The organism is Atlantibacter sp. MEI4A-1023 (genome assembly GCF_056155425.1).
Genome location: NZ_CM149568.1, coordinates 70386 through 83292, shown reverse-complemented (window position 1 = coordinate 83292; position 12907 = coordinate 70386). Strand labels below are relative to the sequence as shown.

The window sequence follows — 12907 nt, the reverse complement described above, 5'->3', positions numbered from 1 at the left end:
GCGTTCATTATAATGGATAAACGTTCGATATGGCTAAAAAAGTATGAAACATCCCTTCTCTTCCCTCAAAGGCGACACCATAAAAGCCATCCTGCTGGTTTGTCTGGCCGTTGGCGTCGTGGGCATGTCCTACGGTTCGCTGGCGATGGCGTACGGCTTCCCGATTTGGGTGCCGTTTGTGTTGTCGGTATCGGTACTGGCTGGCGCATCAGAATTTCTGTTTATCGGCATCGTCGCCAGCGGCGGTAACCCGCTCGCCGCTGCGGCTGCGGGTTTGCTGGTTAACGCCCGACATATTCCGTTCGGCGTGACGGTGCGCGATCTGGTGGGCAAACGCGCCGCCAGCTATCTGGGCTGCCATATCATGAATGATGAAAGCGTGGTGTTTGGCCTGTCGCAACCCACTCCGGAGCAGCGCAAAGCCGCCTACTGGCTGTGCGGTCTCGGCGTGGCGATTATCTGGCCGCTGGGCGCGCTGCTTGGCGCGGGCGTCGGCAAACTGCTGCCCGCGCCGGAAACCATCGGCCTGGACGCGGTCTTCCCCGCCATCTTACTGGCGCTGGTGGTTCCGGCCTTTAAAAACCGCACCACGCTGATCCGCGCCTGTAGCGGTGCGGCGCTTTCCCTTGCCGCCGTGCCGTTTGCCCCCGTCGGGCTGCCGGTTTTGCTGTCGCTGTTTGGCTTACTGACGAGGAAGAAATAATGGAAAACATGACGCTGTTTATCGTCGGGATTGCAATGTTATCGGCAGGCACCTATCTGATGCGGCTCGGCGGCGCGAAGTTAGGCAGCCGGTTGGCGCTGTCTGAACGCGCCCAGGCGCTGCTTTCCGACGCTGCTACGGTGTTGCTGTTCTCGGTCGCGCTGGCGACCACGTTTTATGAGGGCGAGCATTTCGCCGGGATGGCGCGGTTGCTCGGCGTGGCGTTTGCGGTGTTCCTCGCCTGGCGCAAGATGCCGTTGATCGTGGTAATTATCGCGGCGGCGGTGGTCACGGCGCTGCTGCGCCTGGCGGGTATTCACTAAAACCGCCGTGATTTTCTGAATTTTTCCTTTGCACGCCGTGCCGCGCTGTGGACGTGGCGTGGCGCACAATTTCACCTCTCAACTCATGGCAAAAATGTCGCCCGCCTCTGACATACGCGCTGTTATTTAACGCGCATCCGCCCCGTAAAATCATCAGGCATTATCACAGGGAGTGAAGCTATGCCATTAATTACCCTATCGGATATCAATTTCGATATCGAAGGCAACAGCGCCTATTCCATTTTAAAAGCGCTGGCCCGTCATGCTTATCAGCAAGGCCACGTCAGCGATCAGAATCGCTTTTTGCAGACGCTGCTGCTGCGCGAAAAAATTCATTCCACCGGTTTCGGCGGCGGGGTGGCTGTACCGCACGGTAAAAGCGCCTGCGTGACGCGCCCGTTTATTCTGTTTGCCCGCAGCCGTACCCAGCGCGTGGACTGGAAATCGATGGATGACCAACCCGCCAACTGCTGGATTTGCCTCGGCGTGCCTGAAAACGCCGATGCCGCCCAGGTCAGCCTGATCGGCACGCTGTGCCGAAAAATTATCCATCAGGATTTCACTGACCAGTTGAAAACCGGTAGCGAGCAGGAGATCGTCACGCTGCTTAACGCCACCCTTCAATAACTGCGAGACGCGATATGGAAAAGCCTATCAGGATTGTCGCCATCACCAATTGCCCGGCAGGGATTGCGCACACGTATATGGTGGCCGAAGCGCTGGAACAGAAAGCCCGCGCGTTAGGCCACGTGATTAAGGTGGAAACTCAGGGCTCCAGCGGCGTGGAAAACCGCCTCAGCGTGGAGGAAATTGACCAGGCCGATTACGTGATCCTGGCGACTGGACGTGGACTGACCCGCGAAGACCGCGCGCGCTTCGCCGGTAAACAGGTTTACGAAATCCCCATCTCGAAAGCGCTAAAGAATATCGACCAGATTTTTAACGGGTTAGCCACCGAATCCACCCAGATGGCGGCAGACAGCGCCGTGCGGCTCGGCAAGCAGGAGTTCGAAAGCGGCAGCATCATGAGCCACTTAATGGCGGGCGTCTCAGCGGCTTTGCCGTTTGTGATTGGCGGCGGTGTGCTGGTCGCTGTCGCCAATATGCTGATGCAACTGGGGATGCCGTATCAGGACATGAGCCAGGGCGCGCCGTCGTTCACCTGGATTATCGAGTCCATCGGCTATCTCGGGTTCAAATTTATGATCCCGATTATGGGCGCGTATATCGCCTGGTCGGTGAGCGATAAACCGGCGTTCGCGCCCGCGTTTTTGGTTTGCTACCTGGCGAACGACAAAGCGCTGCTCGGCACGCAATCTGGCGCAGGTTTTCTTGGCGCGGTGGTTCTGGGGCTGGCGATTGGCTACTTCGTGCGCTATTTCCGGCGGCTGAAGCTTGGTAAAGCGCTCCAGCCGCTGCTTGGCTCGCTGTTTATCCCGTTCATCACCCTGTTTGTATTTGGCGTGCTGACGTACTACGTGCTGGGCCCCTTTATGGGCGGCCTGATGGACGGTCTGTTGCACTTCCTGAACACCATCCCGCCGTCCATGAAGATGGGCGCGGCATTCATGGTGGGCGCGATGCTGGCCTTTGATATGGGCGGCCCGATCAACAAAACCGCGTGGTTTTTCTGTTTTTCCCTGCTCGAGAAACACATTTATGACTGGTACGCCATCGTCGGCGTGGTGGCGCTAATGCCGCCTATGGCCGCCGGGATCGCGACCTTTATCGCGCCGAAACTGTTTACCCAGCAGGAGAAAGACGCCGCAGGCAGCGCCATTGTGGTCGGCGCGACGGTGGCGACCGAACCCGCAATTCCTTATGCCTTAGCCGCGCCGCTACCGATGATCACCGCCAATACCCTGAGCGGTGGCATCACCGGTATGTTGGTGATCGCCTTTGGTATCAAACGCCTGGCGCCGGGGCTTGGGGTGTTCGATCCGTTTATCGGGCTGATGTCCCCTGCCGGGTCGTTCTATCTGGTGCTGGCGATAGGTCTGGCGCTCAATATCGGTCTGATTTTGCTACTGAAAGGCGCATGGATGAAACATAAAGCTCGTAAACAGGCGCTACAGGAGCTGTCTCATGAACACTGAATTACTGGAATCACTTTGCCTGGCGACGGCGGTCAGCGGCGATGAGCATGACGTGCGCCAGCTGTTACTCTCCCGGCTGGAAGGCATCAGCGATGAGATCGTCTTTGACGGCCTCGGCAGCGTCATCGCCCGTAAAGGCTCGCGCGGCCCGAAAATCGCCATCGTCGGGCATATGGACGAAGTGGGTTTTATCGTTAAGCACATCAGCGCCGACGGCTTTATCCGCTTCGACACCATTGGCTCGTGGTGGAACCAGTCGATGCTGAATCATCAGGTGGCGATCCGCACCCGCAGTGGCGTTAGCATTCCTGGCCTGATGGGATCTATCGCCCCCCACGCGCTGAGCGAGAAGCAAAAGCAGCAACCCGTCGAACACGGCGAGATGTTTATTGATATTGGCGCAGCCAGCGCTGCCGAGGTCGCAGCAAGGGGCGTTGCGGTGGGTGATTTTATTAGCCCACAGCCAAATTTCGCCCGTTGGGGCGATGATCGCATTGTGGCTAAAGCGCTGGATAACCGCGTGGGTTGCGCGCTGATGGTTGAACTGATGCAGCGCGTAAATAATCCTGAGATTACGCTGTTAGGCACCGGCACGGTGGAAGAAGAAGTGGGCCTGCGCGGTGCCCAAACCTCCGCCGAGACCAGTAAACCCGATATGGTGATCGTGTTGGATACCGCCGTGGCGGGCGATATTCCCGGCATCGACACGGTGCATTTCCCGCTGAAGCTGGGCGCTGGGCCGGGGATCATGCTGTTCGATAAGCGCTATTTCCCGAACCAGAAACTGGTGGCGGCGTACAAGGAACATGCCGAAGCTGAATGGATGCCGTGGCAGCTGTGCACCATGAAAACCGGCGCAACCGACGGCGGGCGCTACAACGTCATGGGCGGTGGACGACCGGTAATTTCGCTGTGCCTGCCGACGCGCTATCTGCACGCAAATAGCGCCATGATCTCTGTTCGGGACTATGACGCGCTGCTCACCACGCTTGCCCGGTGGTTGAATCAACTGGACAGCGAGCAAGTGGCTGCCTTTCGTGATTTCCGCTGACGATGCTGAACGCCCGCCAACTCGCTCTGCTGGATATGCTTGAACAGCATAAGCAGCCGATGGCGCAGCTTGCCCGTACGCTGGAGGTCTCCGGGCGCACGGTGCTGCGGGATATCGATTACGTGAATTTCACCCTGAGCGGCGCGGCTGCCATTGTTCAACCGGGTAATGGCGGCTACCAGCTGGAGATTTACGATCGGCATAACTACTTTCGCCTGCTCCAGCGTCATGATATTGATGACCAACTCCTGGCGCTGCTGCTGTTAAACACCTTCACGACGCGTGCACAGCTGGCGGATGCGCTGACCATGCCGGAAAGTATCGTCAGCGATAAACTGCTGCGCCTGAAGCAGCGTTTCGGGCGTACCGTTACGTTAGCCAGCCGCCCCAATGCCGGTCATTTTATTAACGAGCCGGAAGCAAAGCGGATTTTAATTCTGGCGAATCTGATAAAAAAAGATCCCGACATTTGCCAGCCTCAGGGCATCACGACGCGCCTGTATCAGACGCTGCGCGATACGCCGGACAGCCAAAACCCGTTCACCGTCATCAGCAACGATTACCAGGCCTCGGTGCTGTTGGCCGTCTATGCATTACGCAATGCGCTGACGCTATGCCCGCAGACGGAAATAGCGCCGTCGGTACGCGCCCGCTACGACGCGGCGGGGCTTTATCTGGGCGATAACGGCTTACGCCATGCCAGCGCGATTCTCCACGATCTGGCCCAATGCGCCGCGCGCGTAAACCGGAACGGGATTGAACGCGCCGTTAACAGTCTGATGAAGCAATACCGGCTGGAGCCCGCCGACGGGCAGCTTATTGATGATTTAACCGGGCATATCACCCGCTGCGCGGCGTCCCCGGTCTGGCTAAGCGACAGCCGTCAGGGCAGCATGAATCACTTACGCGCTGCCTGGCCGGTGGCCTTCGATTTAAGCATTGGCTTTATTGCCAGTCTGCGGCAGCAGTTGGATATCGCCCTGTTTGACAGCGACCTTATCGGCCTCTATTTCGCCTGCGCACTGGAGCGTAACCCCGGCGAAAAACATGCGTTAATCCTGCTGTGCGAACAAAACGCCATCGCCACCATCAACAAAATGGCGATTGAACGGGAACTGCTGAATTGCCGGGTGATGATCGTTAATACATCCGCAGAACTTGTGGCGCTACGAATCGAAACCGACCCCGTACTGGTGATTAACAACAGTTATTCGGTGATGGACTGTCACGGGCCGGACGTCCTGACCATCAAAAATATCATCGGCGCAGCGGGCATCAGCCTGATCAAAGAGCATCTCGAATCGGCGTTGATTCGCCAGAAAATCAGCGACTGGCTGCCCGCCGCGCACAGCTTTCACTACATCAATCAGCCCAGTGAAAGCTGGCTTGAGATTGTCGAGTCAGTCTGTGAAAAACTGACGGAACGCGGGCAGATCACCGCCGCCGATGCCGCACGGATACGCCAGCGTGAAACCGAAGGCGATAATCTGGTGATCAAACACGTGGCGGTGCCCCATAGCTGGAGCGAGAAGCAGCCACAGTTTCGCGGCTATCTGGTATTACTGGCGAATCCGGTGAAAGTGAATGATGAGAAGGTATTTCACCTGCTGGTGGCCTGCGTCAGCCCTTCCGCGCGTGAAGAGCTGAAGATTTTCAGTTATCTGGCCAGTATGCTGCAACGCCACGACACGCCAGCTATCGCCAGCGCCCGCAGTTACGAGGATTTTGTTAAGTTAATCAGGCTGTAATGACGCGTTGCGGATGGGTATACACCGTGGCCCGGCCCTGTTTAGCAAAGCCCACCAGCGTCAGATTGCAGCGTTGCGCCACCTCCACCGCCAGAGTCGTTGCGGCAGACACCGCAATCAGGATCTCGACGCCGCACAGCGCCGATTTCTGCACCATCTCATAGCTGGCGCGGCTGGAAACCAGCACCGCGCCATCGCGCCAGCCTTCGCGCGCCCGGCGGCCCATCAGTTTGTCCAGCGCCACATGGCGGCCAATATCTTCGTGGCCGCCGAGCATATCACCGCCTGGATTTAACCACGCCGCCGCATGGGTGCAACCGGTCATCTGGCCGATGGGCTGCACGCTGCGCAACTGGCTGACCACGCTATCGAGGTTGTTGAGGTTGAAGGTCTGGGTAAACGGCAGCGGCGCAACCGGCCTGCCAATATCGTTAAGCTGCTCAACGCCGCAAACGCCGCAGCCGGTGCGGCCCGCCAGCGCGCGACGGCGCTCTTTCAGCCCCATAAAACGGCGGCTGGACAGCTCGATTTGCACTTCGATGCCGTTGCAATTGTTAACAATATCCATCCCGAAAATATCCTGGGGGGAGTCAATAATGCCTTCCGATAGTGAAAAGCCCAGCGCAAAAAGCGCCAGATCTTTCGGCGTCGCCATCATCACAACATGGGAAATGCCGTTGTAAACCAGCGCAACGGGAACCTCTTCCGCCAGCCAGTCGCTTTTCGGGTGGGTGAGATCATCGTGCTTCCACAATTCACACGCGCGGACGCCGGTGAACCCGGTCACATTTTCAACACTATCAAGAAGATTGTTATTCACTTTTTGTTAACCGTATTGGAACACCCTTAACACTATTGTGGTATTCTGGGGGAACTATCCCTCCTGGAAGGAGGGCTAATCCAGCAATTCTGAACCTTTGCGGATACAACCGCAAAATAAAAACAAAGACCCAATGAATTTCGTGCGCAGGATAGCGAAAAACAGCGGGGAAGTGACAATGTCAAAACAAGGAGCGATCCATGCAGGTCAGCAGAAGGCAGTTCTTTAAGATCTGCGCTGGCGGTATGGCAGGCACCACGGCAGCAGCGCTGGGCTTTGCCCCCAGCGTCGCGCTTGCGGAAACACGGCAATATAAATTGCTGCGCAGCCGCGAAACCCGTAACACCTGTACATACTGCTCCGTTGGTTGTGGGCTGTTGATGTACAGCCTCGGCGACGGCGCAAAAAATGCGAAAGAATCCATCTTTCACATTGAAGGCGACTCGGACCACCCGGTCAACCGTGGCGCACTGTGCCCGAAAGGCGCAGGTTTAGTCGATTTCATTCACTCAGAAAGCCGTCTCAAAGCCCCGCAATATCGCGCGCCAGGCTCTGATAAATGGCAGGACATCAGCTGGGATGAGGCATTTGACCGCATCGCTAAGCTGATCAAGCAGGACCGCGACGCCAACTTTGTGGCGCAAAATGATAAAGGTGTGACGGTAAACCGCTGGCTCACCACCGGGATGCTGTGCGCATCCGCCTCCAGTAACGAAACCGGTTATTTAACCCAGAAGTTTTCCCGCGCCCTCGGCATGTTAGCCGTGGATAACCAGGCGCGTGTCTGACACGGACCAACGGTAGCAAGTCTTGCTCCAACATTTGGTCGCGGTGCGATGACCAACCACTGGGTAGATATGAAGAACGCCAACCTCATCGTGGTGATGGGTGGGAACGCGGCAGAAGCGCATCCGGTGGGATTCCGCTGGGCGATGGAAGCCAAAATCCACAATGGCGCGAAACTGATTGTTATTGACCCACGCTTTACGCGTACCGCATCGGTGGCCGATTTCTATACCCCGATCCGCTCTGGTACTGACATTGCTTTCCTGTCAGGCGTATTGCTGTACCTGTTAACCAACAACAAATTCAACCGTGAATACGTTGAGGCGTACACCAACGCCAGCCTGATCGTGCGTGAAGATTACGGCTTCGACGACGGCCTGTTTACCGGTTATGACGCCGAAAAACGCAAGTACGACAAAACCTCCTGGAACTACGAGCTGGATGAGAACGGCTTCGCTAAACGCGATACCACGCTGAGCCATCCGCGCTGCGTGTGGAACCTGCTGAAAACGCACGTTTCCCGCTATACGCCGGATGTGGTTGAAAACATCTGCGGCACGCCGAAGGCGGATTTTCTGAAGGTTTGCGAATACATCGCGGAAACCAGCGTTCACGACAAAACTGCATCGTTCCTGTATGCACTGGGCTGGACCCAGCACTCCGTGGGTGCGCAGAACATCCGCACCATGGCGATGATTCAGTTGCTGCTCGGCAACATGGGCATGGCAGGCGGCGGCGTCAACGCCCTGCGCGGTCACTCCAACATTCAGGGCCTGACCGACCTCGGCCTCCTGTCCCAGAGCCTGACCGGCTATATGTCGCTGCCAAATGAGAACCAGCCGGATATCCAGACCTATCTCGCCGCCAACACGCCGAAACCGCTGCTGGAAGGCCAGGTGAACTACTGGGGCAACTATCCGAAATTCTTTGTTTCGCTGATGAAAGCCTTCTATGGCGACAAAGCGACGGCGGAGAACAGCTGGGGTTACGAGTGGCTGCCGAAGTGGGACAAAGGCTACGACGTCCTCCAGTACTTCGACATGATGCACCAGGGCAAAGTGAATGGTTACTTCTGCCAGGGTTTTAACCCGGTGGCCTCATTCCCGAATAAAAACAAGGTTGTGGCGGCGCTATCGAAACTGAAGTTCCTGGTGACCATCGATCCGCTCAATACCGAAACCTCCACCTTCTGGCAAAACCACGGTGAGCAGAACGACGTGGATTCGGCGGCAATCCAGACCGAAGTGTTCCGTCTGCCCTCTACCTGCTTCGCCGAAGAGAACGGTTCTATCGTCAACTCTGGCCGCTGGTTGCAGTGGCACTGGAAAGGCCAGGACGCACCGGGCATCGCGCTGAACGACGGCGAGATCCTGGCGGGTATCTTCCTGCGCCTGCGCAAGATGTACGCTGAAGAAGGCGGCGCGTGCCCGGAGCAGGTGCTGAACATGACCTGGAACTTCCTGACGCCACATAACCCGGCACCGGAAGAAGTGGCGATGGAAAGCAACGGGAAAGCGCTGGCGGATATTACCGACCCGGCCACCGGCGCGGTAATCGTCAAGAAAGGCCAGCAGATCAGCAGCTTCGCGCAGTTACGCGATGACGGCACCACCTCAAGCGGATGCTGGATTTTCGCCGGTAGCTGGACGCCGGAAGGCAACATGATGGCGCGCCGCGATAACTCCGACCCGTCTGGCCTTGGCAACACGCTGGGCTGGGCATGGGCGTGGCCGCTAAACCGCCGCATCCTGTATAACCGCGCCTCCGCCGACCCGCAGGGCCAACCCTGGGATCCGAAGCGCCAGCTTCTGCGCTGGGATGGCGCAAAATGGAGCGGTGCGGATATTCCGGACTACAGCACCGCAGCGCCGGGCAGCGATGTCGGGCCGTTCATCATGCAGCCGGAAGGCATGGGACGTCTGTTCGCTATCGATAAGATGGCCGAAGGTCCGTTCCCGGAACACTACGAGCCGTTTGAAACGCCGCTCGGCACCAACCCGCTTCACCCGAATGTGGTGTCCAACCCTGCCGCCCGCGTCTTTAAACATGACCTGGAAGCGATGGGTAAAGCCGATAAGTTCCCGTATGTCGGGACCACCTATCGTCTGACGGAGCACTTCCACTACTGGACCAAGCACGCCCTGCTCAACAGCATCGCCCAGCCGGAACAGTTTGTGGAAATCGGTGAGAAGCTGGCTAACAAGCTGGGCATCGTCCAGGGCGATACCGTGAAAGTCTCCTCTAACCGTGGCTATATCAAAGCCAAAGCGGTGGTGACCAAGCGTATTCGCACCCTGAAAGTGAACAATCAGGACGTCGATACCATCGGCATTCCGATCCACTGGGGCTACGAGGGCGTGGCGAAAAAAGGCTTTATCGCGAACACGTTGACGCCGTTTGTCGGCGACGCCAATACCCAAACGCCAGAATTTAAGGCGTTCCTGGTGAACGTGGAAAAGGTGTAACGGAGACGACTTATGGCTTATCAATCGCAAGACATTATCCGTCGTTCCGCGACTAACGGTTTCACTCCCGCGCCCCACGCGCGGGAACACCAGCAAGAGGTGGCGAAACTTATCGACGTGACCACCTGCATCGGCTGTAAAGCCTGTCAGGTGGCCTGTTCCGAGTGGAATGACCTGCGTGACGTGGTGGGAAATAACGTCGGGGTGTATGACAACCCGGCAGATCTCACCGCGAAATCCTGGACGGTGATGCGCTTCTCGGAAGTGGAGCAGAACGACAAACTGGAATGGCTGATCCGCAAAGACGGCTGTATGCACTGCGCCGACCCGGGCTGCCTGAAGGCATGCCCGGCGGAAGGGGCAATCATTCAGTACGCTAACGGCATCGTCGATTTCCAGTCAGAGCAGTGCATCGGCTGCGGCTACTGCATCGCCGGCTGCCCGTTCGACGTGCCGCGCCTGAACCCGGAAGACAACCGCGTCTATAAATGCACCCTGTGCGTAGACCGCGTCACCGTGGGCCAGGAACCGGCGTGTGTGAAAACCTGTCCGACCGGGGCGATTCATTTCGGCTCGAAAGAGGACATGAAAGAGCTGGCCAGCGAGCGCGTGGCGGAACTGCAAACCCGTGGTTACGACAAAGCGGGCCTGTACGATCCGGCGGGCGTGGGCGGGACGCATGTGATGTATGTACTGCATCACGCCGACAACCCGAATCTGTATCACGGGCTGCCGGAGAACCCGGAAATCAGCGACACCGTTAAATTCTGGAAAGGCGTCTGGAAGCCGCTGGCCGCGATTGGCTTTGCCGCGACCTTTGCCGCCAGCGTGTTCCACTATGTCGGCGTCGGCCCGAACCGGGCGGATGATGAAGAAGACAATCTTCACGAGGAGAAAGACCAGACTCGTGACGATCGAGAGGAGGGGCGCAAATGAGGAAACGTAACACCATCGTGCGCTACACCGCGCCCGAGCGCATCAACCACTGGGTCACCGCCTTCTGCTTCATCCTGGCGGCGGTGAGCGGGCTGGGGTTCCTGTTCCCCTCCTTCAACTGGCTGATGCACATCATGGGGACGCCGCAGCTGGCGCGCATCGTCCACCCGTTTGTCGGGGTGGTGATGTTTGCGTCGTTTATCATCATGTTTTTTAGATATTGGCACCACAATCTAATCAATCGTGAGGATATCTTTTGGGCGAAGAATATTCGTAAGATCATCGTTAACGACGAAGTAGGTGACACCGGGCGTTATAACTTCGGCCAGAAGTGCGTTTTCTGGGCGGCGATTATCTTCCTGGTGTTGCTGTTGGTGAGCGGCGTCATCATCTGGCGCCCATATTTTGCACCCGTCTTCTCGATTCCGGTGATCCGCGTGGCGCTAATGGTACATTCGTTTGCCGCGGTCGCCCTGATTGTGGTTATTATGGTGCATATTTACGCCGCTCTGTGGGTGAAAGGCACCATAACCGCAATGGTCGAAGGCTGGGTCACCTCCGCATGGGCGAAGAAACATCACCCGCGCTGGTATCGCGAAGTGCGCGAAAAACAGGATAAATCGACTGAATGAGTATTCGCATCATCCCGCAAGATCAGCTGGAGAAGGGCGAAAAACATACGGCGGATATGATTCCGCCGTTATTGTTCCCCCGGCTGAAAAACCTCTATAACCGCCGCGCAGAGCGTCTGCGCGAGCTGGCTGAAAGCAACCCGCTGGGCGACTATCTGCGCTTCGCCGCGCTGATCGCCCATGCCCAGGAAGTGGTGCTGTACGACCACCCGCTGGAGATTGATTTAACGGCGCGCATCAAAGAGGCCGCCGCGCAGGGTAAACCGCCGCTGGATATCCACGTCCTGCCGCGCGACGCCCACTGGCAGAAGCTTCTGCACTCCATGATTGCCGAGCTGAAGCCAGAAATGAGCGGCACGGCGCTGGCCGTCATCGAAAATCTGGAAAAGGCCTCCGGCCCGGAACTGGAAGAGATGGCGAGCGCGCTGTTTGCTGCCGATTTCAGTACCGTCAGCAGTGATAAAGCTCCGTTTATCTGGGCGGCGCTGTCGCTCTACTGGGCGCAAATGGCGAGCCTGATCCCCGGTAAAGCGCGCGCGGAATACGGCGAGCAGCGCCAGTTCTGCCCGGTGTGCGGCTCAATGCCGGTTTCCAGCATCGTGCAGATTGGCACCACCAACGGCCTGCGCTATTTGCACTGCAACCTGTGCGAAACCGAGTGGCATGTGGTGCGCGTGAAATGCAGTAACTGCGAGCAAACCCGTGATTTGCACTACTGGTCGCTCGATAGCGAACAGGCAGCCATCAAAGCGGAAAGCTGCGGCGACTGCGGCACTTACCTGAAGATCCTGTATCAGGAAAAAGACCCGAAAGTTGATGCGGTAGCGGACGATCTGGCTTCGCTGGTGCTGGATGCGCGTATGGAGCAAGAGGGCTTTGCCCGTAGCTCTATTAACCCGTTCCTGTTCCCGGGCGAAGGGGAGTAATTCCCCTGTCGCGTTAATTCCCGTCTTCGGTTGAGGGCGGGAATTAATTTAATAAATAGGGAATCACCACGCCGTCCAGCCCGCTAAAGTCTTTACTGTTCCGCGTAATGAGCTGACGAGCATTAACCTGCGCTGTTGCCAGAATAATCGCATCAGGCAACTTCATGTTGTGCTGCTGGCGGAGCATCACGCTACGTTCTGCAACCTCTGGCGAAATCGGCAAAACCGTAAAGGTACCCAGCGCTTCACGAGTAGGGGATTCCTGGTTGTATTTTTTTGCCCCCACCATCACTTCCATCCACGTGATCAGGCTGATAGCACGGTTAACCGGATAGTGTTCCAGCGTCTTTCCCGCCTGGGCATGCCCGCAAAATAAATCAATTAAGATATTAGTATCAAATAGAGCCAGCCCTTCCATGCT

At 57.3% G+C, this 12907-nt stretch carries 12 protein-coding genes; 10 read left to right on the top strand and 2 right to left on the bottom strand.

What is annotated here, in order from left to right:
- Nucleotides 1-43 precede the first annotated feature (43 nt).
- From ACVV26_RS00420 to ACVV26_RS00395, 6 genes are all read left to right on the top strand, one after another.
- Nucleotides 44-703 carry an AzlC family ABC transporter permease gene (locus tag ACVV26_RS00420; RefSeq protein ID WP_474799495.1) on the top strand — a complete coding sequence of 220 codons (660 nt, stop codon included), beginning with the start codon at nt 44-46 and terminating at the stop codon, nt 701-703.
- Nucleotides 703-1026, top strand: coding sequence for an AzlD domain-containing protein (locus ACVV26_RS00415; RefSeq protein WP_474799493.1), 324 nt, complete (start codon nt 703-705; stop codon nt 1024-1026). Before ACVV26_RS00420 ends, ACVV26_RS00415 begins: the two co-directional genes overlap by 1 nt.
- Before the next feature lie 180 nt (nt 1027-1206).
- Complete coding sequence (locus tag ACVV26_RS00410) at nt 1207-1653, top strand: PTS fructose transporter subunit IIA (protein ID WP_474799492.1); 447 nt, start codon at nt 1207-1209, stop codon at nt 1651-1653.
- 14 nt (nt 1654-1667) lie between these two features.
- Nucleotides 1668-3122: a PTS fructose-like transporter subunit IIBC gene (locus tag ACVV26_RS00405; RefSeq protein WP_474799491.1), complete on the top strand. Its 1455-nt coding sequence runs from the start codon at nt 1668-1670 to the stop codon at nt 3120-3122.
- Complete coding sequence (locus tag ACVV26_RS00400; RefSeq protein WP_474799489.1) at nt 3112-4173, top strand: aminopeptidase; 1062 nt, start codon at nt 3112-3114, stop codon at nt 4171-4173. The genes ACVV26_RS00405 and ACVV26_RS00400 overlap by 11 nt, the downstream gene beginning before the upstream one ends.
- Before the next feature lie 2 nt (nt 4174-4175).
- The gene (locus ACVV26_RS00395) at nt 4176-5921 is read left to right on the top strand and encodes a putative frv operon regulatory protein (protein ID WP_474799488.1); all 1746 of its coding nucleotides are present in this window, start codon (nt 4176-4178) and stop codon (nt 5919-5921) included.
- Here ACVV26_RS00395 and fdhD read toward each other — a convergent pair.
- Nucleotides 5911-6741 carry a formate dehydrogenase accessory sulfurtransferase FdhD gene (gene fdhD / locus ACVV26_RS00390; protein WP_474799487.1) on the bottom strand — a complete coding sequence of 277 codons (831 nt, stop codon included), beginning with the start codon at nt 6739-6741 and terminating at the stop codon, nt 5911-5913. The genes ACVV26_RS00395 and fdhD overlap by 11 nt on opposite strands.
- A 200-nt stretch (nt 6742-6941) precedes the next feature.
- Between fdhD and fdnG the strand changes: the two genes are divergently transcribed.
- Genes fdnG through fdhE form a run of 4 tightly spaced genes read left to right on the top strand, consistent with a single transcriptional unit; the run spans nt 6942 to nt 12486 of the window.
- Nucleotides 6942-9992: a formate dehydrogenase-N subunit alpha gene (gene fdnG / locus ACVV26_RS00385; protein WP_474799486.1), complete on the top strand. Its 3051-nt coding sequence runs from the start codon at nt 6942-6944 to the stop codon at nt 9990-9992.
- Between the two features lie 12 nt (nt 9993-10004).
- Complete coding sequence (fdxH, locus tag ACVV26_RS00380; RefSeq protein WP_312984135.1) at nt 10005-10928, top strand: formate dehydrogenase subunit beta; 924 nt, start codon at nt 10005-10007, stop codon at nt 10926-10928.
- Nucleotides 10925-11560, top strand: a complete 636-nt coding sequence (gene fdoI / locus ACVV26_RS00375) for a formate dehydrogenase cytochrome b556 subunit (protein ID WP_002435439.1) — start codon at nt 10925-10927, stop codon at nt 11558-11560. Before fdxH ends, fdoI begins: the two co-directional genes overlap by 4 nt.
- On the top strand, nt 11557-12486 hold the full coding sequence (gene fdhE / locus ACVV26_RS00370; RefSeq protein WP_312984133.1) for a formate dehydrogenase accessory protein FdhE: 930 nt from the start codon (nt 11557-11559) through the stop codon (nt 12484-12486). Before fdoI ends, fdhE begins: the two co-directional genes overlap by 4 nt.
- 43 nt (nt 12487-12529) lie before the next feature.
- Here the strand turns inward: fdhE and ACVV26_RS00365 are convergent, their stop codons facing one another.
- Entirely contained in the window at nt 12530-12904 is a 375-nt protein-coding gene (locus ACVV26_RS00365; protein WP_474799484.1) for a type II toxin-antitoxin system VapC family toxin, read from the bottom strand.
- Nucleotides 12905-12907: the final 3 nt, after the last annotated feature.